Origin of the sequence: Bacteroides sp. AF25-38AC, assembly GCF_003602995.1 — a bacterium.
GTDB classification, from domain to species: domain Bacteria; phylum Bacteroidota; class Bacteroidia; order Bacteroidales; family Bacteroidaceae; genus Bacteroides; species Bacteroides uniformis.
Genome location: NZ_QTMD01000033.1, coordinates 1 through 21,720 on the forward strand (window position 1 = coordinate 1; position 21,720 = coordinate 21,720).

The 21,720-nt window shown below is 43.5% G+C and carries 18 protein-coding genes and 1 pseudogene; 2 read left to right on the forward strand and 17 right to left on the reverse strand.

Annotated features, from left to right (window positions below; translation table 11 throughout):
• Positions 1 to 710: 710 nt before the first annotated feature.
• From DWY55_RS17990 to DWY55_RS18015, 7 genes are all read right to left on the reverse strand, one after another.
• Positions 711 to 1,244 carry a tyrosine-type recombinase/integrase gene (locus DWY55_RS17990; protein WP_243633674.1) on the reverse strand — a complete coding sequence of 178 codons (534 nt, stop codon included), beginning with the start codon at positions 1,242 to 1,244 and terminating at the stop codon, positions 711 to 713.
• Positions 1,245 to 1,467: 223 nt separating this feature from the next.
• On the reverse strand, positions 1,468 to 1,590 hold the full coding sequence (locus tag DWY55_RS22555) for a hypothetical protein (RefSeq protein WP_255342452.1): 123 nt from the start codon (positions 1,588 to 1,590) through the stop codon (positions 1,468 to 1,470).
• A gap of 48 nt (positions 1,591 to 1,638) precedes the next feature.
• Entirely contained in the window at positions 1,639 to 2,655 is a 1,017-nt protein-coding gene (locus tag DWY55_RS17995) for a DUF3871 family protein (protein WP_117703233.1), read from the reverse strand.
• A gap of 561 nt (positions 2,656 to 3,216) precedes the next feature.
• Complete coding sequence (locus tag DWY55_RS18000; RefSeq protein WP_008665363.1) at positions 3,217 to 4,824, reverse strand: hypothetical protein; 1,608 nt, start codon at positions 4,822 to 4,824, stop codon at positions 3,217 to 3,219.
• A 313-nt stretch (positions 4,825 to 5,137) separates the two neighbouring features.
• Positions 5,138 to 6,136: a hypothetical protein gene (locus DWY55_RS18005; RefSeq protein ID WP_117703234.1), complete on the reverse strand. Its 999-nt coding sequence runs from the start codon at positions 6,134 to 6,136 to the stop codon at positions 5,138 to 5,140.
• A 241-nt stretch (positions 6,137 to 6,377) separates the two neighbouring features.
• Complete coding sequence (locus DWY55_RS18010) at positions 6,378 to 7,391, reverse strand: hypothetical protein (protein WP_008665359.1); 1,014 nt, start codon at positions 7,389 to 7,391, stop codon at positions 6,378 to 6,380.
• 91 nt (positions 7,392 to 7,482) lie between these two features.
• On the reverse strand, positions 7,483 to 8,697 hold the full coding sequence (locus DWY55_RS18015) for a site-specific integrase (RefSeq protein WP_117601706.1): 1,215 nt from the start codon (positions 8,695 to 8,697) through the stop codon (positions 7,483 to 7,485).
• 138 nt (positions 8,698 to 8,835) lie between these two features.
• Between DWY55_RS18015 and DWY55_RS18020 the strand changes: the two are divergent.
• Positions 8,836 to 9,009: pseudogene (locus DWY55_RS18020) on the forward strand (GGGtGRT protein); the annotation flags it as partial.
• Positions 9,010 to 9,068: 59 nt separating this feature from the next.
• Here DWY55_RS18020 and DWY55_RS18025 read toward each other — a convergent pair.
• From DWY55_RS18025 to DWY55_RS18060, 8 genes are all read right to left on the reverse strand, one after another.
• Positions 9,069 to 10,106 carry an alcohol dehydrogenase gene (locus DWY55_RS18025; protein WP_005832802.1) on the reverse strand — a complete coding sequence of 346 codons (1,038 nt, stop codon included), beginning with the start codon at positions 10,104 to 10,106 and terminating at the stop codon, positions 9,069 to 9,071.
• A 27-nt stretch (positions 10,107 to 10,133) separates the two neighbouring features.
• Positions 10,134 to 10,931, reverse strand: a complete 798-nt coding sequence (locus DWY55_RS18030; protein ID WP_008665308.1) for a TrmH family RNA methyltransferase — start codon at positions 10,929 to 10,931, stop codon at positions 10,134 to 10,136.
• A 51-nt stretch (positions 10,932 to 10,982) separates the two neighbouring features.
• On the reverse strand, positions 10,983 to 13,670 hold the full coding sequence (locus DWY55_RS18035; RefSeq protein WP_057252334.1) for a transglutaminase domain-containing protein: 2,688 nt from the start codon (positions 13,668 to 13,670) through the stop codon (positions 10,983 to 10,985).
• 85 nt (positions 13,671 to 13,755) lie between these two features.
• Complete coding sequence (locus tag DWY55_RS18040) at positions 13,756 to 14,169, reverse strand: DUF2141 domain-containing protein (RefSeq protein WP_008665305.1); 414 nt, start codon at positions 14,167 to 14,169, stop codon at positions 13,756 to 13,758.
• A 27-nt stretch (positions 14,170 to 14,196) separates the two neighbouring features.
• Positions 14,197 to 16,122 carry a TonB-dependent receptor plug domain-containing protein gene (locus tag DWY55_RS18045; RefSeq protein ID WP_117878413.1) on the reverse strand — a complete coding sequence of 642 codons (1,926 nt, stop codon included), beginning with the start codon at positions 16,120 to 16,122 and terminating at the stop codon, positions 14,197 to 14,199.
• 137 nt (positions 16,123 to 16,259) lie between these two features.
• The gene (locus tag DWY55_RS18050; protein WP_008665300.1) at positions 16,260 to 17,171 is read right to left on the reverse strand and encodes a LytTR family DNA-binding domain-containing protein; all 912 of its coding nucleotides are present in this window, start codon (positions 17,169 to 17,171) and stop codon (positions 16,260 to 16,262) included.
• 66 nt (positions 17,172 to 17,237) lie between these two features.
• Positions 17,238 to 17,840 (reverse strand): sugar O-acetyltransferase, encoded by a 603-nt coding sequence (locus tag DWY55_RS18055; RefSeq protein ID WP_005832814.1) that lies wholly within the window; start codon positions 17,838 to 17,840, stop codon positions 17,238 to 17,240.
• A gap of 55 nt (positions 17,841 to 17,895) precedes the next feature.
• Positions 17,896 to 18,471, reverse strand: coding sequence for a Crp/Fnr family transcriptional regulator (locus DWY55_RS18060; protein ID WP_008665297.1), 576 nt, complete (start codon positions 18,469 to 18,471; stop codon positions 17,896 to 17,898).
• A 245-nt stretch (positions 18,472 to 18,716) separates the two neighbouring features.
• On the opposite strand from DWY55_RS18060, the gene DWY55_RS22045 reads away from it, so the two are divergent.
• A complete protein-coding gene (locus tag DWY55_RS22045) occupies positions 18,717 to 18,857 on the forward strand; it encodes a hypothetical protein (RefSeq protein ID WP_005832819.1) in 141 nt (46 codons plus the stop codon).
• Positions 18,858 to 18,936: 79 nt separating this feature from the next.
• Here DWY55_RS22045 and DWY55_RS18065 read toward each other — a convergent pair whose 3' ends face one another.
• Positions 18,937 to 20,502: a hypothetical protein gene (locus tag DWY55_RS18065; RefSeq protein WP_227212788.1), complete on the reverse strand. Its 1,566-nt coding sequence runs from the start codon at positions 20,500 to 20,502 to the stop codon at positions 18,937 to 18,939.
• A gap of 84 nt (positions 20,503 to 20,586) precedes the next feature.
• Positions 20,587 to 21,720, reverse strand: coding sequence for a DUF4249 domain-containing protein (locus DWY55_RS18070; protein ID WP_005831875.1), 1,134 nt, complete (start codon positions 21,718 to 21,720; stop codon positions 20,587 to 20,589).

Consider the following 21,720-nt stretch of genomic DNA (forward strand, 5'->3'; position numbering starts at 1 on the left):
AGTGTTCAAGCTCTTTACTGCAATTGAGATTGCCATTGAGATTGCTTGCGGATTTTAGGATTACCACTCTATACACTCTTGCCTTCTTTTATATGGATATATGGATGAAATGGCTTGAATAAGTGCACAGAGTACACAGCATAAAGCTGCACGCAATTTGATTGATTGCCACGTTAGAAATAGAACTGTCTGTTTTGTGAATATCTGTATCGTTGCCAGTGTTCCCTAACTGACCGTTATACAATAAAGAAGCGTGGGAACATTGAATATTACTACTGTGAGGCTCTGGACTGCCTAAGGTGAATAATAAACAATGCCCACGCCAGATATGTATATAGTTCACCCTACAGAGGTGAATATATAACACTGACGTGAGCGTCCTTGCCTATTATCTTCACCTTTTGAAATTGTCCAGATTTCACAGTAAGATAATATCTTAAACGCTCTTCGTTAACTAATATGTCCTTCCAACTTCCCAACGCATTAGGCTGTTAGAATTGCTGCAAAGTTACGAATTTACGTTTGATTGGCAAGAACTTATTGTTTATTAAATGCAGAAAGGCATTCCTACTCCATAAATCAAGGTTAGGAGCAAATTTGTAAAAGGTCTATATAAGTAGAATTTTATAAATTTACTCCCAACTTGAATTGTAGGCTTAAAAGGCAGTTCCGCTCCATTCTTAATAATTGGTGAGCGCAACCGCCAGTAATCAAAAGCTAAGGCAGTCATAAGTATTAAGTAGTTCTTCCTGCCTTAATCCCAAGTATCTCTTGGTAATTGATACACTGGAATGATTGAATAGCTCCATGAGTTTGACAAGTGCAAGCTCCGAACTTTCGCTGTTCATGTTATAGACCTGCCTGCCGAAAGTCTTTCTAAGGCTGTGGCATGAGAAGTTGCCTATATGCAGCCTATACTTCCTTTTAACCTCCTTGAGGATTACATTTATCCTCTGTATGGAATAGACCGTACCTTTCCGGCTAACCAATATAGGCGCGTCTATGCCTATAGGACTGATATGCTTGTAGCAGTCACAGATATGCTTCTGTAGCTGCATGTTAATTCTCACAGTCCTTTGCTTTCCCGTCTTGATTTCGATAACGGTAAATTCCTCCGCATTTAATATCTGATTCCAGCGTAAAGCCAGAATGTCAGATATTCTTAAGCCAGTAAAACAGCCCAGAGCAACAAGAAGCGAGATTTTATAATTCCCGTCTTTGGCTAACTTCCTTATCAAGTTCATTGCCTCGCTCTATTGCAGATAATCTGCGGTTGTACTTGAATATTTAAGTGACATAACGTTCAGTCTTATAATGAAATGAATAAAAGTGAATATCATTTTTAAGTTGGAATATCCAACTTATTGATAATCAAAGGAACATTCACTAATAATAGAAGTGAACATTTCTCCCATTAACAGTAAGAGGACACCTATACCTTGTTATATAGATGTCCTCCATACCAAGCTATCCTTTAACAATGGCATAGCCCAGCAGCAGGATATATCCTACCGCTATAAATGGAAACAATGCCATTGCAATGAAGAATACCAAAGTAGCCAGTAACACATAGAATAAATTCCGTAGCATAATCTCCAGTTTTGAGAAACCAGTAATAGGATATAATTCCAGATACAGCTAAGAGAGAAACCAGCTGTATCTTTCATCACCATGCAGAGCGGATGCAATGCCCGTTGCCAGTTCTGTAGCGTTGTAGGCTCTATCCAGAAAGCTGTCTATGTAGCTGCTCTTGTTGCTGCCAGTAAGCAGGTTGTAGAACTTCCACATGGATAGGTCACTGCCAAGACAGCCAAAGTTCTCATCATTAATGTAGGCTTTAGCCACACTGTTTACTTGTGTATCAGTAAGCAGCATTCTGGGGATAGCCTTCTGATAGCCTTGTGGCAAGCACTGATAAAGTCGCATTCTTCCAAGTAACTGGCAGAATTGATGTTCTGTCATACTGGTATTGCCAAGTGTCTGCATCAGATGTATGTGCTTGGCAGGGTCGTACTTGTTGAACATTTCCAATACGGCACGATATAATTCGTTGGTATTGGTTACTTCCAAACAAGTAAGATAACCGTCCGTAGATACACATAAATTGGTGCAGACATTACAAATGAAGCCTATGAACACCTTAAAACGCTCTGCACCCTTTTTACTGTACAGATTGGTATGGTTATAAGCCCTAACTCCACCTATGGTAAGGGTCAGCCTATTACCGTTCACCGTCTCGTAGATGGTAGGTATTTCAATCACGAAAGCGCAACGCTCGTAATAAATGGTCTTGTCACTCTCCAATAACTGATTGGCAGGCTTATGTATTGCTTCTGGAATACGACCTTTGATAACGTGTGACACCCTTATATCCGGCTGCCCTATCCGTTCACCGTTAAAGAAAGTATGTGCGGCATCCTGCACCGTTTCAATGAACGAGACGTGCGACAATGTAGCCTCGTTGTCTTTGGCGAATACTGGAATTATGCAGTCGTCCCTCAAATGCTGTAAAGTCGCTTCAACTGTATTAGCCTCTATGAACAGAGGTCGTTTCCCCTTTGTATCGTCCGTTACAACCGTTGCATCCTCTGCAAATTCGCCTAAATTGCTGTTCCTTCTCTGTGCCATGACTGGCATAATCTGTAATGCTTCCATAATCTGTAAATTATTAAGTTGATAATTAGAAATTTCTCCATCTGAACGCCATATAAACGATAATGTACAGCACTATGGCAAACATTGCCTGCGGTGCTGTAATGAACGGTACAACGAGTATTGCACCAATCGTCAGAATTGCCTTTAAATCTTCCATAAGCGATAATTTATTGGTTAGTAATAAGTGAATTAAAGGGAATAGCACGCTTTATAGCGTAATGCCCCATAGACTTCCGCAATTGTGCTCTGTAATACACAGACATTACTGTAGTAGCCAGTAATACCGTAGCCAAAGCGTTTGCGGTCTGGAATGCGATTGCGTTAAACCGTTCATTTCCCATCTAAGAGAGGTGAGGGACGTAGGAGTAACATGACAATAAAGCGCATAATATACACCTCATGCCTGCTTTCTGGCTGATAATTGCACTTTATGCAGTCTTGGTAACTGTATGGAAAGAGTTCCCGTATCTGGAAGGGAGGGGGTACTATTTAGACACTGCCTAATTTGAGTTGGGGTATAACAAGAAACTCCAGACCCGTTTAATAGTCTGGAGTTCAATCCTACTCAATCAATGCCTTAATTTCCTTTATGGTTCTATACCTTCTCAACGTCTGCCCAAGCTGTTTATATCCCTGCTCCAAGAATGGATATTTATCTGTTATCACCCTTAATTCCCGTTGCTCATTGTCCGTTAGGGAAAGCTTCTCCTTCAAGTCACAGAAGCGTTTGAGGCGGTCTCTGAATTGTGGCGGTTTGAGAGCATCCTTTACTGCACTGTCATCTGCGATACTCCACTCATACCCTTTGGTTACTGTCATCCCCAATTCCTTATAAGCCTCTTGCAGTGCTTCGGACGACCTATATACTATATGTGTAGTCCAGTGTTGGTAGAGCTTTAACTGGGCAACCATGTCATTGACTTCGTATCTGCCATCCTTCTTGATGATATATGTATGGACGCCCAGTCTTTCAAACTCCTTATCCTGCTGCTTTAATATCTTTATATCAGTCTCCCTATTCAGTTGCTCCACCCTTCTGCGAGCAGTAGCAAGTTCGTCCTCTATCCTCTCCTCCATCACATCAAACGGAACGTAGTAGTTGACAGCCTTTGCATTGAAGATATGGACTATCTTGTTTCTGAAAGGGTTGGACTTGGTTCTGATACGTCCTGCAATCTGGGGAATATCCATGTCAATGCTGATTAGGGTATGCTTGTTGTAGCCGTCACTGACGATAAAGCATATTGCCGTCTCTGAATAATAGTCCACTCCTTCAAATGCCTTGCAGGTCACGAATGTAAACCGTTTAACTGGGGCTGTTGAACTGGAGATTTCAAAGCCTTCCAGCTTGTAATGGTTCATCTCGTCGTCAGCGCATATAATCCTGCACTCATCATTGGTCAGCTTGGCTTGTTCAAGTATCTCCTTAATCTCCCTTACGCTGTTGACAAAGAAATATGCCTCCTCACTCTTAATCCCGTCCAACACAAAGTGACCGTTGTCTTTATAATGCTTGATAACATTAGCTGCTGTAGTGCTTGCTTTGACACATGGGCAGGGGTAGATTGTAATCTTATCCACTATCTGCCAGTTGGCAATATATTCCTTCATTTCGGCAAATACTTTGGGCTTAAATCGCTCTGGGATAGGAGTTGCAGTTAAGAAGCAATGAGACTTGAAGCATTTGAACTTCTCTATAATCTGATTTATTACCTTTGTCCTAAAGCCATACTGCTTTAACAAATTGTGGTACTCATCCACAAGTATCTTGAATTCAAGCGGATTAATGAGGTCAATCAGTTTATCCACCTTGTCATACGTACAGATTATCTTCTTAACTCCGTCCTTAGCAAGAAACTTGTTCAACTGGATTTGTACTATCTTAGTGAACTTGCCATATAAACCAAACAGTCTGTCATTAGTAGGACTTACGCCTGCTTGGATTTGTGACTTCTTCCAAGCAATGTCCCTGCCGTCTTTATCCTTAGGTGGGTAGCACTTATTGATTACCAGCTCTGTTGTAGGTACGGCAATAATGTAATTCTCGTCATTGGTAAGCGCTATTGTAGTAGCACCGCATCCCGTCTTTACCTTGTTGAAGATGCAATTCTTTGGGAAGTCGTCCATAATGAGGAAACCGTCCCGTTCTTGAATATCTAACTTTATCATAAGTTATCTTTTGTGATTTTAAATATGTTACCTGTGACCCTAATTATTGGACTTTAAATAATCCTAAACTCTGAATACTGGGGTAACTGACCGTTTTATATAGAGGGAATTCACCACTTTCTGGGAATTTCAACTCTATCATCATTTCTACTTGGTGATTGGAAAACAGCTATCTGTGACCCCAATAATCAGACTACAGATTACTCTCAACTTCAATTATTAGGGTAAACCACCTTATTATATGGGGGAAATTCACCACTCTGGAAGAATTGGGAGCAGAAGAGCCAACCTCTCACATTGGCTCCGGTTCTTATTAGCGGACTTCTTCCGCTTCCAGATAAGGAATGTCCTCATCTGCATCAGTGGAGGCTGTCCCAGTCCCTTCAACTGGAATGATAATAGGATTGCCATTCCGTTCTCTTATCTTCTTGAACTGCTCCATCACCAAACTCTCATCCAGATTTCCATGCGTATTGAACATTGCCGCCTTGTCATTCTGGGTGATGGTCTGGAATATCTTAATAGCTTCGTTGGCGTCTCCCGCAGTTGTTTTGATATTATTAAATTGCTGAATTAGGTGTCTCTTGGCAATATCCTTGTCATCAAAGCCTTTATCCTTGCAGATTTGGATGAACTTGTTGCCTATCTCCATATTATAGGCTGGAATGATAGGCTTCTTCACCTTCTTTCCTTTCTCATCCTTCCCAGAGCATAATAGAGAGAAGTCAGACTTTGATATGGCGTTATTATTGCCACAAAAGATAAGGTTCAGTGTTGAGATTGGATAACCGTCTGGGTTCTTCTCGCTCTTTATCAGTTCGTTATACCGTTGCAGGAATTCACTGTCTGGGTTAATATTGGCTGCACCACGTACATAATCTGGGGTAGTCCATTCCTTCTTGGTAATATTAATCTCGTTGATATATTCGGCAATGGTTTCATTCCCTTGCAATTCAACTTCAATGGCAGGGACATCTATCGTTTCCTTTCCGTTCTCCGCTGCCCATTCATTATAGAGGGCTGCGGCAATAACCCTATGCTGACCGTCCAATACAAGGAAATATTTGGCAGCATCTTCCGGCTTTATATCTTGCCCATTAATATCAACCAAGCTAATATCGCCAGTTTTAATTACATCTTCCGCCTTAATGACTTGTATCTGCTCTGCCTTTCTGTAGCCTTTGACCTTCATCATGGCTAATATCTTCTCTACATTGCCCAAGTTGATGGAACGATTAATACCCTTAGCGAAAGCTATGTTTCTTACTTCATTATTAGCTACAATATTAATTTGTAAATAAATTTTCTTCATAATTGTTTAAATTTAAATTAATAATTAAGTTTATAAATTGGTGCAATCTTCAACTTGGCGCCTTATCGTTTCTGATTACGTTGCAAAGTTGGGGAATACTTAGAAGGTGGGTTATAAAGAATAGAATGCGATTTGAAGGGTATTCTTTATATATAAGATAGCCAAATAGTTAGATATTATAAGGATATAAAAAACTACCACGTGATTACATGGTAGTCTGTGAGGATTGGCAGCATATTGCTTACCAGAGGTATTCTGTGGATTGATTATTGGGAGAGAAATTGTAGTCCTCTATCCGCTTGGGCTTCCATTGCGGTTTGTAGCCTTGCTTCACCAAGTAGGCTATAGCGGCATTGGTGTAGTTCTCGTCATTATTGAAACTGTCCGCTTCAAATAATATCTCCATGTAGCCTAAAGTCATACGTATCTGCTCGCTTCTGGTCTTTAAGGCTGAACACTTCTGCAAGAGATGGAATGTACCGTACATGATTAAGTTGCAGGCTGCATTATTGGCTTTCCTGCCTTTCCTTTCTGAATACACCTCCTTCAATTCCGCTTGCGCCTCTTCCAGACTGTCAACTCCCAAGTAAATATGCAGGTAGTTGTCAAGTAAGTCAGTCAGCCAATAGCAGGAGTTGTCAAGCCTAATCTTCTTTACCCCGTTATCAATGGTGATGGAATTTAGTGCCCTTACCTCCTCCTTTCTGGAAGGTGAGTATCTCTTGGTGTTCAATAACTCAAACAGCTTCAGCATTTCTGGACGGACTTGTTCCAGATACGGAAGTGTATTCTCTGAAATGGCAATCTCCGTATGAAGTTCATCCTTTACATGCTTGTCATATATGGCAGCTACAAACAGAAGGGATATTCCTATTACTTCATCTTCATCTGATACGCCATACTCCTCCAGAAGTTCCAATATTTCAGTCAGTATCTTATCATTGGATAGGGTTATGAATACTTCGTGCTCTGTATCCATGATGAAACTGGCAGCATCAAACAGTGTACTTGTTGAGGCTGGTCTGGGGGCATAGCGGTGATAGTCAAAAGCACCGTTATCCACCGCGTATTCATCCAGATACGGGAATGGCATACGATACTTGGAAACTATCTCCTCACCTGCCCCATTAGGGTAATGAAGGTGGTATGCTGCTTGTAGTTCATTTAAGAACATGGCACGTCTGTAGCCAAAGCATTCTGCCAGTATAGGCTCTAACGTCCTCAACTCTGGAATTGGTATTGAGTAGGTTATCATGTCATATCTGTATTAGTGCCGTAAAGATAAATAATGCCACTCCATTATGCAACAGAGCGGCATTATAAATTAGAGTAAATGCTTCATTACATCATTCCTTAGTACAGAATGTCCCCATTAACTTATCCATTTCTTCACCTATACACTTATCAACTAATTTAGCATAATGTTCAGTCATTCGTGTATTAGAATGTCCCAACATTTTAGACACCACAATTAAGGATATATTATTAGCTAAAGTAACCGTACTTGCAAATGTGTGTCTTGCTGTATGATAGGTTATTCGTTTATCTATGTGACATAGAATAGCTATATCCTTCAAATATAGATTTATATCCTTATCTGAATATATAGGCATTAAGGTATCTCCACCTGCATACTTATCAATCAACATTTTAGCATTAGGTAATAATGGAATACGAGCAAGAACACCAGTCTTTACCCTCTTCTTCTTAATCCACATTCTTCCTTGATTATCACGTTCTAAATGTTCAACCTTCAATGTTTTAACATCAATGTATGATAAGCCAGTATAACACGCAAATAAGAACATATCCCTCGTCCGCTCAAGTCTGGGTAAAGGAGAATTAAAGTTTATAATTCTGCGCAGTTCATCTTCATTCAAGAAATCAGGAGATACCTCTTGCCGCTCCAATTTATATGATGCAAATGGATTAAATGCAATCTTATTATTAGCAACAGCACGATTTACCACCTTCTTTAATAGTGATAAATACTTCACTGCCCCATTCTGAGATAATCCATGTTCTGATAGCAACCATATACGGTATTCTTCAATGAAATCACGATTTAATTCTCTTAAGAACATATCATCACGATTATATTTAGATTGAATAAATTTCTCAAGAAGTGATAAGCCATGCTTTGAATTAGCGTATGTCCCTTTAGATATTCCACAGCCAATCTGTTTATGCTGCATTTCATTATGTCTCTTATAAACGTTAAGAATAGTTTCTTCCTTTATCAGTTCCACCTTATTTAATAAGGCATCACGAAGTAACATAGCTGTTATAGCAAATCCATGCTTCACTAACTTAATCTCTTCCTCATAAATTCGTACTCTCAAACTCTTTAGAAATTCATTCAATACTACAGCCTCAGAATTTGTACCACGTACACACTGTTTATCTTTATTCCAATTCTCCAATGCAACTAACTTACCAGTTGAGAATACAGTTCTTTCATCACCCACAGCTATTAATACCTCAATTGGCGCTTTACCTGCCTTATTCATTTTACTTGCCCTAACAGTAAATGATAATGTATAGTTACTCTTATTTATCATATTCCATAATTTGTGACGTCACAGTGACGGAATACATAAATTACCGTCACAGACATCTATTTAATTCAATATCAAATAGAGTATAATACTCTATATTACAATATATTACAACAACATATACATTTCTAAACCGTCACAAGTTTACGTATGACCGACACAATGGGTCGTATGCACTCAGACGCTCAGTTCGCTGGTTCTTCATCAGTTCCTGCTCACGTGGAAATGATGGGATTCCTCGGTATCGGTAACAACCCGATGGTAGGATGTACAGTGGCTTGTGCGGTTGACGTGGCTCAGGCTTTGAGCAAGTAAGTAGCAAGTAAATAATTACATAGAAAAAGAGGATAGCCTTCATTGGCTATCCTCTTTTTCTATCTACCCACAATCGCCACCTTTATCACCCCCTCCAGCCTATTCTCAAAAATACGGTAGGCTTCGTCAATTTCCTCCAACGAGAAACGATGTGTGATAAGCGGTGTGGTATCTATCTGTCCCGCCGCTATCAGGCGCAGTATCTCGGCACAATCGCACCCATCCACACCACCGGTCTTGAAGACAAGATTCTTGCCATACATCTCCGGCAAGGGCAATAACTGAGGCTGGTCATAAAGCGCCACAATGGTGACAATGGCATTGGGACGGGCACACTCCCATGCCAAGCGGAAAGTATCTTCCGTGCCGGCAACTTCAAGTACGACATCTGCCCCACCATGGTCACTATGCTTCCTCACAAAGTCTTTGCAGTTTTCCGGCCCAATGACCAGCACCTCCGGATAATGCTCGCGGACAAAACGGATTCTTTCGGCCGACTGCTCGCAGACAATAATGCGACGGGGTTTCTTCAGCATGGAACAAAGCAGGGTACAAATACCCGTCGGCCCGGCACCGATGATGAGTACAGTGTCTTCCTCGGTTATTTCGGAGATACGGGCAGCCCAGAAGCCGGTGGCCAACACATCGCCTACCAAGAGCGCCTGCTCGTCGCTTACCGTATCGGGAATACGGTTCAGTCCCTGGTCGGCATAAGGCACACGTACATATTCCGCCTGGCCGCCATCGATACGGCACCCCAAAGCCCAACCGCCATTGGTGTCGGTACAGTTGTTCACATATCCGTGACGACAAAAGAAACATTTACCACAAAAAGTCTCCACATTCACAGTCACACGGTCGCCGGGCTTTACCGACTCAACTTCGGCACCCACCTGCTCTACGATGCCCACCATTTCGTGTCCTACCGTAATTCCGGGTACGGCGCGCGGTACACTTCCATGCTTTATATGCAAGTCACTGGTGCATATGCTACCCAGTGTCACCCGCACAATAGCATCACGTGCATCTTCCAATACCGGTATCGGTTTCTCAAGCAATCCGAACTTTCCGTGTTCAATATAAGTATATGCCAACATAATATATGCTTTTTTGAGTTATCACTTCTAAACGCGAAGTTGCCAGAAAGCAACAGCCGCTGCGGCCGCCACGTTCAGCGAATCTACACCGTGCGCCATGGGGATACGAACCACATAGTCGGCTCCCGCAATCGCTTCGTGCGAAAGACCATCTCCCTCAGTACCCATCACAATAGCCAACCGGGGCTCGGTCTTCAAAACGGGATTGTCTATGGAAATGGAATTGTCCGTAAGCGCCATGGCCGCCGTACGGAAACCCAACTCACCGAGCGTATCCAGAGGACCGTCCATCCACGTCCACGGCACAAGAAAAACCGTTCCCATTGAAACCCGGACCGCACGACGGTTCAGAGGATCGCAGGAATTACGCGTCAACAGCACAGCATCCATGCCAAGAGCTGCCGCCGAACGGAAGATGGCCCCAATATTGGTGGTATCCACCACCCCGTCGATAACCACAATACGCCGGGCTCCCCGGCAGACGTCCTCCATACTCTTCGGAACCGGACGGCGCATGGCACAAAGAACACCACGCGTCAAAACGTAGCCGGTCAGCTCGGCAAGCAATTCCCTACCGCTTGTGTAGACGGGTATATCGCCACAACGCTCAATGATTTCAGCAGCATCCCCATAGATGTGCTTGTGCTCACACAAAAAGGCCAAAGGCTCGTAGCCGGCATCCAGAGCCACCTTGATAACCTTAGGACTCTCAGCTATAAACAGCCCTTTGTCCGGCTCAAGGCGGTTGCGCAACTGGGCTTCGGTAAGGGTACTGAATATCTCCACACCGGGATGGGTCAAAGATGATATTTCGATAACAGGCATCGGATGATTTACTATTTGACGATTACTATTTACAATTCATGGCAGAAAGCCCTATAACCCCTTTATTGTCTTCATCAGTTGTTCTCCCAGTCCGATGGTATATCCTTGCGATACAAAGACCACCCGATTGAAAGTATCGGCTATGATGAATATCGGCAGGCTCTCTTTGTGCTTCAACTTCATGCTTTCTGCAATCTGCGCAGCGATACCGTCCGTATCTATACCATAAATAATGGTAGAGGGCAAATCGGGGAATGACTCGCGGGCGAACTTGCCGGCTTTGGCCTCATCAAGGAACAGCAACACCATCTTACGCCCCCACTTCTCCAAATCAGCCTTGAATGAAGCGATGTCGCGCAACGCATGATTGGTTGGCTCTTGGTTGACACCCAGAATGCCTACGACAAAGTAACCGCGCCCACAAGCCTGCAGCAGACTCTGCCGGGCTGCGGAGCCGGCGTCCGGCAGCGGAGTGAAGAGAGACTCCGAATTAAAGTTCCCGATAACCTGCACCTCATCCTCGCTCTCGCGCATCACCAATTCAATTTCCGTTGTCTTCTCCGGCAGAATATTGAAAAAGGTGGTTTTAGAAAGTACCGCACCGCTGGCAAGGCGTGTACCGGTCACCAAAACATAATCTCCGGCCTCCAGAGCTGTTCCTTCCTTCAGCAGATTGCTCCATGTAGTACCGCCGCCCATATCTGCATCGCCTTCGTCATAGGAAAGCAATTGCAAACTGCCCTGCGGGGTCTGTTTGGAAAGAGTGAAATGAGAATAGTATTTCGGGTTATCCAACGAACGGATAGGCTTATAGGAAGCCACCAACTTTCCCTTCGAAGCAATTCCTTCTGCCATAAAGACCGGCTCTTCCGAATGATGGTTCAAGTCCACATCCATCGCACCATCATCCCCTATCAACTGTACTTTGCCGGTCACTCCGTTGATACGGGCAGGGATTGCCATGCTGCGTGCCATGGAGACGAAGAAAATGTCACGGCTATGGGCATCAGCCACACGGGCCTTCCAGACCCCTTCCGGAGAAATGGGAGCCCCTCCCAAATTACAGTCATTGTCTACCCGGATATTTTGGGCCACCCATGCCACCAGTTTCATCGGTTCTGCCTTGTATGCCTCAGCATCTTCCTTTGAGACGGCTTTCTTGAAAAATCCTTTATAGGGGGTCAGCATCTCGTTGCTTACGCGTGGATTGCGCACATATCTGCGGAAATGGTCGGCATTCTTGCACATACGGGATTGCATGTGGTCCATCAGAACTTCCAGTGTAACGTCGCGGAGGTCTTTTGCCGAAATCCGTTGGAGCAGGTCCAGACCTCCTCTTTTGGACTTTTCAGAGCGCAACCGTGCCATGAAGTCGGCAATGACCCGATGGTTTCCTCTGGAAGCGACCAGTATCCGTGAAACGGCATCTTCGTCGAGCTTGTACCGCCGGGCAAAATAACGCGCCGTCTCATCCGTCATGAACATAGACACATAAGCGTTGCGGATGGAATCTTCATGGACCATGCGGCGGTCATTCGCCGCACGCTGTTCGGGCGTAACCGCCGGCAACTCCGCATTTTCGGGGGGCGGCACAAGTTCAAAATCTACCGCATGGCCGTCGCCGGCAGTCTTATCCATCTTCACAACCAGTTCATGGTCCTTACCGAAAGACAGTTTGGCATAGCCGAATTTTCCGTCTTTGGAAGCCCATACCAGCATGTCACCCTTACCGGCCGTCAAAAAAGCCTTTCCCTCTGCATCGGTCTGCTTCCGGGCTACAGTATAGAACTCCGCATAATTATAGAGCTTGAACTCCACACAAGCATCAGACACCGGATTTCCATGTCCGTCCATGACCGTAACTGTGGCCTTAGCCGTCGGTGCATAGTTACCGATTACATTGATTTCCGTATAAGTAGGAGTGACAGACATCACTTCCTCCGCTCCTTCATAACGTCCGAAGACCTTGGTATGCATCAGCATACCGCGACTGGCCGGAGCATTGAACCAACCAAGGTTGAGTACCGGTTCGGGTTCGCAGGCTCCAAGAAAATACCATTTCCCGTCTGCCCATGCTTCTACCCACGCATGATTGTCGTCGGTATGCGCCCACCGGGGTGTGTAGACCTGACGGGCAGGGATACCCACCGAACGCAAGGCGGCAACCAGCAAGGTAGATTCCTCGCCACAACGCCCGTATGCCGTGCGTACCGTTGCCAAAGGCGAACTGGTACGGGCATCGGAGGGAGTATAGATAGCCTTCTCGTGGCACCAGTGGTTCACCTCCAGAATGGCATCATAGAGGGACAGAGACTTGACACGATTCTTCAGTTCTTCGTAAAACACTACCCGTGCACTGTCCAGATGCTCATTGTTGACCCGCACCGGAAGTACAAAATGACGAAACAAATCCGCAGGAATAACTTTTCCCCAAGGCATCTCATCGGCAGCCTTTTGGGAGGCGCGCACGTTCATCAGATGAAATTCTCCGGAATAATCGGCAATGTCTGCCAAAGGCATATAGGCATAAAGGAACTCCAAAGCTTCGCGTTCGTACGACGTCAAGTCCGTATCGAATATGGCAAACAAATCGCCCTGCGGCAACCTTTCTTTTTTTTGATTGAAGTCTTGCTCCACACGTTGGCGGTAAGAAGTGTCTGTAATGAAAGAACGTTTGCCGCAAGAGGCAAGCAAACATACCAGTCCGAGAAATCCCAGAAGTCGTGCAACTCGTTTCATAACGCAATTATTAAGGTTGAGCCACAAAAATAGTGTAAATCGTCCGCAAAAGAAAATTAATTCCCGTTTTACTTACATAATCACTCTACTTCAGATGTATCACCAAAGTCGTGTCTCCGGAAAAAGTGAAGCTGCATTTGTCATAAGACGGCAGACCCATAACGCCTTGAGCATCATTGCTGAACCCGTACTTCTCTGTAGGAATGCCGAAAACGGCAGTATCCAGTTTCCCGTTTCCGTTCTCGTCTTGAAACAACGAAATGGCATACGTACCCGTAGGTAACCCCTGGCAAGGAATGGAGAGCGACGTATCTTTCACATCTATCCGGAAGGCGGTCAAGGGTTTCTTCATGAATGTTTCTTCCGAATTGTAGATGGCGACATAGAGATGCCCCTCCACCTTTTCAATGTCACACACTTCAATAGTCAGGTTCTGGGCAAAGAGCAGCTGGGCGGCACTTTGCATTACAAATACTAAAAAAATAATCATTGCTTTCATCTTTGTTTATTTAAAAAGGGTTATTGTCTAAAAATTGGATACATCGTAGGCGGCCTTCTTGCCTAAAGTCACATATACTCCTACATAGAAAAAATGGTCGCTGGAAGCCAGGACAGCCTTGTTATCCACCTTACCGAACTCATTCTTCCGGCAAAGGATATTGCTGGTGGAAGCATGGATGATTACCTTCTTGCTTGCCAGGAAGGTCACACCCAAATCCAGACTGTTATAAGGCTTCACTTCATCGTTCATCAGACCCGGCAGCATGGGGTTATGATAAGGACGTCCGCTACTGAAACGGTCGGTCACGCTGACAATGGAACGCAGGCGAGGCAAGGAATACTTCACCACCCAGGCTGCATTATGCCGTGTAGCATACTGAGGAGTAGTCAGTTCCAGATACTCCCGATATTTACGTTTGGCTATATTATAGGTATAGGATAACTGGTATTCCAGATTCTTGAAGGACGCTCTATCACGGAAGAACAAGTCTATGCCTTTGCTGTGTCCATAACCGTTGGAGGTCAAGAATACAGCTTTCGTATCGGCATCCGTTTCCTCCAATGCCAGACGGTCATAATCCTTATAATAAAGTTCAGCTTTACAGAAACGCCCTTCATAGTCGTACTGAACGCCCAAATTGTACTGCATACATACTTCCGACATCAACTGCGGCCGACGCACCAGACAGTTGTTCTCGGGCAACTGTGTGTATCGCCCTACAATCCCCGACAGCATCATGTTTCCCCAATAATAGTTCGCCGCCAGCCGGGGAGAGAAATTCATCTTACGGCTCGGAGAAGTGTATTCCGTGCGAAAAGAAAACTCCATCTTCAATTGTTCCATCGGATAATAAGCCATCGAAAAGAAACCCGCACCAATGGTAGGCGACATGCGATTGCTGTCATCCGTCCCGCACAACAGATAATGATTCCTGTAATTGCGGATATAGCTCTCTATCCCCATATCCAGGCGGAATACCGATGACAGCCGTTTGAAAACTTTAGCCTTCAGATGCGTCTCTTGCTGACGTTCCAGCCAGTTATCACCCGAAACAACTGCTCCTCCGATTCTCCGGTTATAGTAAGAATAGGCCGCCCCTGCAAACCAACTCCACTCTCCGGAAGTATGCCTGCGAAAGGTTGCATTTACATAGATATTGTCTTCACCCAGCCCGAACAATCTGCGGTTATCCCCTTCGTAAGTGGAAAAGTCCGTCCGGTCGTATTGTGCGTAAACCTTCCATACCACTCTTTCATCAAGAGTATAACGGAACTGGACAGCTCCGGAAAACATCCGGTAAGGCTTCTCGAAATCCCTCCTGCCCGAATAAACCTTGTCATACAAACCCAGGTTCTGATAATTCAAGTCAACAGACAAGGATCCTCTGTCAAAAGTCTTTGTGCCCCCTCCACCAACACCGACAACGGAAGCGTTCACTCCGACTTTATCGACCTTGCTGTAATCTTTTGTTTCCAATGGCAAGACTGCCGAAAGCGCTTCTCCATATTCTTGTGAAGCGCCTCCCGAAGCAAGGTTTACCCCACTGAACATAAATGTAGAGTAACGGCTGCGAGCAGGGGTATTTATTCCGTTCGAAGTATAGGGATTCAGTACATGCATTCCATCAATAAAAGTCTGCGTCTCGTAACTGCCTCCACCACGTACCAGCAATTCACCGGTTTCACCCTGCACTTGCGTACCGGGCAAAGTCTGCAATGCCTTGTATAAATCACCGTTCGCACCGCCCACCGTGACCAGTTCCACCGGATGCATATCGCTCCAACGGCTGTTGGCAGCAGGAGTTCTGGCTCCTTTTACCACTACTTCTTCCAAAGCGACACTGTCTATATTAAAATTCAGACGTACTGTATCGGTCACTGATTTCTGCGCTACGGAAGGCTGTGTATAAAGTAATACACCCAATATCCCAAAGACTGTTTCCCGTTTCATATCTTTACATTCGTTGTGTTTCCTGCCGCAAACATAAAGGAAGGGTATAAGACAAAAAAATATCCGGGACAGACAGCCCGGATATGTGACAACCAACAAACTCTTTGTGACGAACAACGTATTTCTGTGACGAGTGACTAACTCTTTGTTCGGTTTTCAATCAATGCTTTCACCTCTTTGGCGTATGCGCGTGAAACCGGAACATCTTCTTCGCAACCCTCCAGATTCAGCTTATATCCCTGAGAGTTTCCATCTACTTTCACCACCATCCGGATGTTTACAAGAAAGGCCCTATGGCAACGGATAATAAAAGGGCAAGCAGAGACAGCTTCCTCTGCCTGCTTCATGGTGGCACGCAACAATCTCCATGTAATTTTCTTTTCTTTATCCGAATCTGAACGGTAACCTACTTTTACGTAATTCCCCTTTGCCTCTGCATAAAGGAAATCTCCGGCCTTTACTTCCAGCATTTCTTTGGTGCCACCGGCAAACACCAACGCTTCTTCCGAGGAAAACACCTTGTCTTCCAAGCTCGCTATCCCAACTTCCGGGGATATTCTCCTTGAAAGGTGACCGTTCATCTCCATAGCTTCTTTCAGATTGCGGGTCAGTTGCAAATTGCGGTTCCACATCAGAAAAAATATGGTAGGAAAAGGTGCCAGCACCATTACCCAAGACAAAGCCAGAAAGAACAACCGCTTGTCCAACCACATTCCCATCAACCATGATTGATAGGCCCAAATCCCCACTGCTATCAGCAACAACATCAGCAGCAAATTCAACACATGCTTACCCAATGTCCAGTTCTGCTCCTTGTAATAAGCAGGAAATAATGCCGGAAGCAAATAGGTGAAAACTCCCGAAGCACCTGCCGCAATCAATGCAGAACCGGCAACCACCCCAAACACACTTCCCTTTATCCGGGAAATACCGAACGGCTGAAGTATATATAATATCAGAAAAATAATGGCCGAAGGTATCACTACTGCCTTCCAGCGTTGATAAAACGTAGGATAAGGACTCCGCCAAAGTTCCACCAATTTCCCCATAAGTATATAGTCTCTCTTGTTTACATGGTAATATATGCAAAGATAATACATTTACTCAACACATGCTCATACAGATACTATATTATCAATCTGTTTTATCACACGACAAGGATTTCCCACTGCCACACAATTCGCAGGAATAGAACGGGTAACCACACTCCCCGCCCCGATAACGCTGTTCCTCCCGATGGTGACACCAGGCAAAATGACAACCCCTCCACCAATCCATACTCCATCCTCTATTCGTACAGGTAAGGCATACGTACGGCAGATTTCTTGTTCTTCCGGACAGTCCTGCACCATACGTTCATCTACTTTGGTAGAATGGGTTGCCGTATATATCTGTACATTAGAGGCTATTAAGACGTTGCTACCTATGTCAATACGATTGTTGTCCACAAAGGTACAATTCATGTTGACAATTACCTTGTCGCCCATAAAAATATGCTTGCCACATTCACAATGGAAGTCAATATCCACATGCACATTCTTGCCTACATGTCCCAACATCTCACACAACAACTCCCTCCTGCGCTTGCTATCGGCATAATCTGTGGCATTGAATTGTGCCAGGAGACGTTTTGTACGCAAAATCATCTCCACTATTTTCGGATCCCTGCTTCCTATAAAAGGTTCGCCAGCCATGCACTTTTCATATTCTGTTTTCATACGCATCCTGTTTTTGCGGACAAAAATACAAAACTCTAATGTATAGGAATTTATCCTATGTTAAAAAATACCCCTTTGCCCTGATACGACTCAATGATTGTTGTGTAATGCCAAGGAAAGAAGCGATATGTCCCAAAGTCACTCTATGAAAAAGGGCCGGACACTCACTCATTAATTTTTCATAACGCTCATACGCAGACAAGTTGAGGCGAGATATATGAATATCTTGTAAGCGAAGAAAATTTTCCTGTTGTAACACCCTCATCCAATTTGCAATATCTATATCTGACTTATACAACTCATTAAGCGTTTCAATGGAAATAGAATAGACCAGTGTTTCTTCCAATGTTTCCACGTATTCAAAGCCTGCTTTGTTCCTATATAAATCCCACGAGCCACAAGCTACATCACCTTCCATAGAGAACCATGTCGTTACTTCTTTTCCATCGTGCAAGGTGTACGAGCGTGTCATTCCCTTCTCTATGAAGTGGACTTGCCTATCAAATTGTCCTGCACGGATAATAAGTGTTTTGACAGGAAACACTTGCTTTTCAAAACCATGTGCCAATGTCGCCAATGCTTCATCTGAAACCGGATAATAAACTCTTATTGTTCTGACAATATTCTCCATACTAAAATATCCCTTTTTACAAAGGTATAAAACAAGGAAGAGTTTGCGAAACTTGCGTAACATATTTGTCATATATAGATTGCAAAATCTAGTATTTCTAAAGAAAATAAAGGATGAATGGCTATTTTTTATGTTATAAAACACATTTCTCGCAAACATTTCGTATCTTTGCAACGTTATAAGATAAAAGAAAAGATGTAAAAACCCGCTTTCCGAAACGCGGAGAGCACAAAAAGATGAGAATTATGAAAAAGAATGCAAATGAAATTTTTATGTTACAGTACCAAATCAAACGCTATCAGGCAATGGGTAATGGAACAATGTGTCAAACACTGAACGGTAAACTACAAAAGCTGCTTGCAAAGCAGTCACTCGTAACCATGTAAAAAAACACCTTTAAATACAATGAATAAAGGGCAGGGAACTTTTCAGTTCTCTGCCCTTTTTCTTTTTTATCCATCTATACTAATGGTTAGCACCAACAACAAACTCACTTTGCATCCTTATCTCCCTACCGTCAACCGAAATTCCTTGTAGGGTAATTATATATATTCCGTTCATATCCGAAGTATAAAAGTTGAGTGTACCCATAGCGGAAGTTATCTCCGGATTCCAATAAAGTGTATGCCGAAAATCCGGTAAGCGAGAACCGGCTTGTTTCTCTGAATTGTATGATGGAGCAACAAATGCGATTCTCTTTTGTGGAAACTCATAAGAAAACATCTGTGAATTCTTATCCAAACGTATATCAGGCAATGTTCCCCGATGGGTTATAAACGAAACAATTCCATCATACAACTCCCCGCCAAAAGTATATTTGCCAGTATAACGATGTATATAGTGTATCAAACGGGCATCATAGTTCAGAATGGTTTCATGGTCATCAAACGGAATCCCGTCTAACAACACCAGTGTTTTCATATTACTGAATCTCCTTATATCCGGTTGCAGTATCCGGATGACATCTTTACCTTCCAGCTGACTGATACGTATTCCCTTGACAAATTCCACAAAAACATCCCTCACAGTCCTGAAACGAACATACTCATCCAGATTATAAGTGGAAGCGGGAACAAAATCATAAAGTTGTTGCAATATACTCTTGCTATACGAAGAATCTACCGGCAAAAGAGAATGTAATTGCGCGCTGAAACCACGCTCTATCAAGTCTTCTTTCCGAAATGACACACAGACTTTAGGAAGTTTTTCCGCCAACACCCCGACAAAAGGAGAAATAAGCTCCAATCGGCAGGGACTTTCCTCCTCCGGTAATGCAGTTAATACAATCTCCTGCATATCCGTTATTCCGGTCGTATAAAAAGCATAAATAGCGTCAGCCTTAGGCTGTCCGCCAAAGACACGAATATCCTTGCCCACACATGCCAGACGTGCATTTACATTGTCAGCAGGCGCTCCCATCAGCCTGCCGGTTACAATATGCCCTTCACACTCTGCAGCAAATGACCGTTCCGGAACACTTGTATAGTTCTTCTGCCCGTCGGCTGATATTGGAAACCCCTTTAGCACATAGTCTTTTCGTACTACGGACAAAGTAAGCTCCTTGACATCAGCAGGCAGATTGGGTAATGTCAAGGCTACTTTACTCCGGTTCCCATAGACCGATTTATCTGTCCATAAGTCCGCTCCGGAAAGCTGATTGCCGGAAGCTTGTGAAACGGTAATGGAATCCGTGAAAAGTTCCACATTATCCTCCTCTGTTGTCTGAACAGTATTAAGCAAGGCTATATACTTCTTTGGGAAACAAGCCATAGGATAGTTCCTCATATAACGCGTATATGCCGTCAGTTGGTAAGCTCCGGTATGCATGACTTGCGGAAGTCTGATACGTCCCCATCCATTCCCGTTCTGCAAGTCGATTTTACCTTGTGCGTATACCAGCTTCGTGTCACTTATCTCTACATAAGCTACTTTGCTTAATACGCTTCCACGAGACAAGGAATCCGTCACACAAACTTTTATCCACAAATCTTCTCCAGCCACATAGCAGTCCTTGTCTGTATAAATACGCATATTCTCAACAATTTGAGCGTGTAATCCCAATACAAGAACCCAACCTATAATACAAAATATCACTCTCTTCATATCATTTCAATATTAATTCATTTCATCCGGCCAGAAGGAAGGCTTTTCCAAGCTGGCACCTAAATAGCGTACGTCTGTACAACCTCCGGAAACCCATGCATAACCTACCATCAATGGATAAGCAATAGCATATCCCATCACATATAAATCCATGTACGAATCTGCCCAACCTCTAAATTCTTGGCAATAACCGTCAGGAAACCTATAATATATATCATCGGCAGAAATGAAAATACGATATTTTGCCACATTCATGCTAACTCCCACATAACCAACTACATTTTTGCCTGAATTGTTGCAAATAATATTCGTAGGAAGTTCTGAAGGCTGAGGAATAAACAATCCACCCATTTCTTCATTGATTTTTATTTTCTCCTGATAATATTCGTACTCGCCCCTCGAAATCTTACGCTGTTTCACCAAAGTGCTATAATGATGAAAGACACGGTTATTATCTGCCTTTATAGAATAGAGCCACTTATCCTTCAATTGAGTATCCTTATTTGTTCCTATATTACCTACTATGATTTTAGCCGACTTATCATGACACCATCCCCGTGCATATGATGTAGCATCAAAATCAACCACCTCATCAGTGGTAGGGTCATAACGGAACTTGGGATTATATACTGCCCTCACTTCCCAATCTTCCTCGTAACTCCAGAAATAACATCCGCCATCTTCACTCCGCATAGAAAAGCGGATAGAGATGTCACCGTATTTTTCCGGTTGCTCGTAGGTAACGTCATTTATTGTTTCTGTCTCCAATGGATATTGAGGCTCCGAAGTATAAATATCCCCTTCATACACAATTTTCAGACTATAGCTGGCATCTTTATTCAAAGAGCCAATTACAACTTGGTATTTTCCATCTCCCAAAGAAGTGCCATTAAAACAAGAACCATCACTTCCTACTACACTGACTTCTGCATCTATCTTGTTATAATCCTGAGGAATTCCTTCTACATTCAAAGGAAAGGAACAGCTCAAGGAAAAAACGACTGTACTATCTGATATGATGTTACCTTCAACTATAAGCACCCTCGTACTACTCTCCGGCAAGTGCGCATTGAATTTATCCACACAACTGCCAATAGTGAGCCACAACAAGCATATCCATGTTACTATATATTTTGCATTATTCAT

Coding starts and splice junctions, on each gene's coding strand:
- DWY55_RS17990 (WP_243633674.1), bottom strand. CDS start 1,244: ATGAACTTGATAAGGAAGTTAGCCAAAGACGGGAATTATAAAATCTCG.
- DWY55_RS22555 (WP_255342452.1), bottom strand. CDS start 1,590: ATGCTACGGAATTTATTCTATGTGTTACTGGCTACTTTGGTATTCTTC.
- DWY55_RS17995 (WP_117703233.1), bottom strand. CDS start 2,655: ATGGAAGCATTACAGATTATGCCAGTCATGGCACAGAGAAGGAACAGC.
- DWY55_RS18000 (WP_008665363.1), bottom strand. CDS start 4,824: ATGATAAAGTTAGATATTCAAGAACGGGACGGTTTCCTCATTATGGAC.
- DWY55_RS18005 (WP_117703234.1), bottom strand. CDS start 6,136: ATGAAGAAAATTTATTTACAAATTAATATTGTAGCTAATAATGAAGTA.
- DWY55_RS18010 (WP_008665359.1), bottom strand. CDS start 7,391: ATGATAACCTACTCAATACCAATTCCAGAGTTGAGGACGTTAGAGCCT.
- DWY55_RS18015 (WP_117601706.1), bottom strand. CDS start 8,697: ATGATAAATAAGAGTAACTATACATTATCATTTACTGTTAGGGCAAGT.
- DWY55_RS18025 (WP_005832802.1), bottom strand. CDS start 10,106: ATGTTGGCATATACTTATATTGAACACGGAAAGTTCGGATTGCTTGAG.
- DWY55_RS18030 (WP_008665308.1), bottom strand. CDS start 10,931: ATGCCTGTTATCGAAATATCATCTTTGACCCATCCCGGTGTGGAGATA.
- DWY55_RS18035 (WP_057252334.1), bottom strand. CDS start 13,670: ATGAAACGAGTTGCACGACTTCTGGGATTTCTCGGACTGGTATGTTTG.
- DWY55_RS18040 (WP_008665305.1), bottom strand. CDS start 14,169: ATGAAAGCAATGATTATTTTTTTAGTATTTGTAATGCAAAGTGCCGCC.
- DWY55_RS18045 (WP_117878413.1), bottom strand. CDS start 16,122: ATGAAACGGGAAACAGTCTTTGGGATATTGGGTGTATTACTTTATACA.
- DWY55_RS18050 (WP_008665300.1), bottom strand. CDS start 17,171: ATGGGGAAATTGGTGGAACTTTGGCGGAGTCCTTATCCTACGTTTTAT.
- DWY55_RS18055 (WP_005832814.1), bottom strand. CDS start 17,840: ATGAAAACAGAATATGAAAAGTGCATGGCTGGCGAACCTTTTATAGGA.
- DWY55_RS18060 (WP_008665297.1), bottom strand. CDS start 18,471: ATGGAGAATATTGTCAGAACAATAAGAGTTTATTATCCGGTTTCAGAT.
- DWY55_RS22045 (WP_005832819.1), top strand. CDS start 18,717: ATGAAAAAGAATGCAAATGAAATTTTTATGTTACAGTACCAAATCAAA.
- DWY55_RS18065 (WP_227212788.1), bottom strand. CDS start 20,502: ATGCGTATTTATACAGACAAGGACTGCTATGTGGCTGGAGAAGATTTG.
- DWY55_RS18070 (WP_005831875.1), bottom strand. CDS start 21,720: ATGAATAATGCAAAATATATAGTAACATGGATATGCTTGTTGTGGCTC.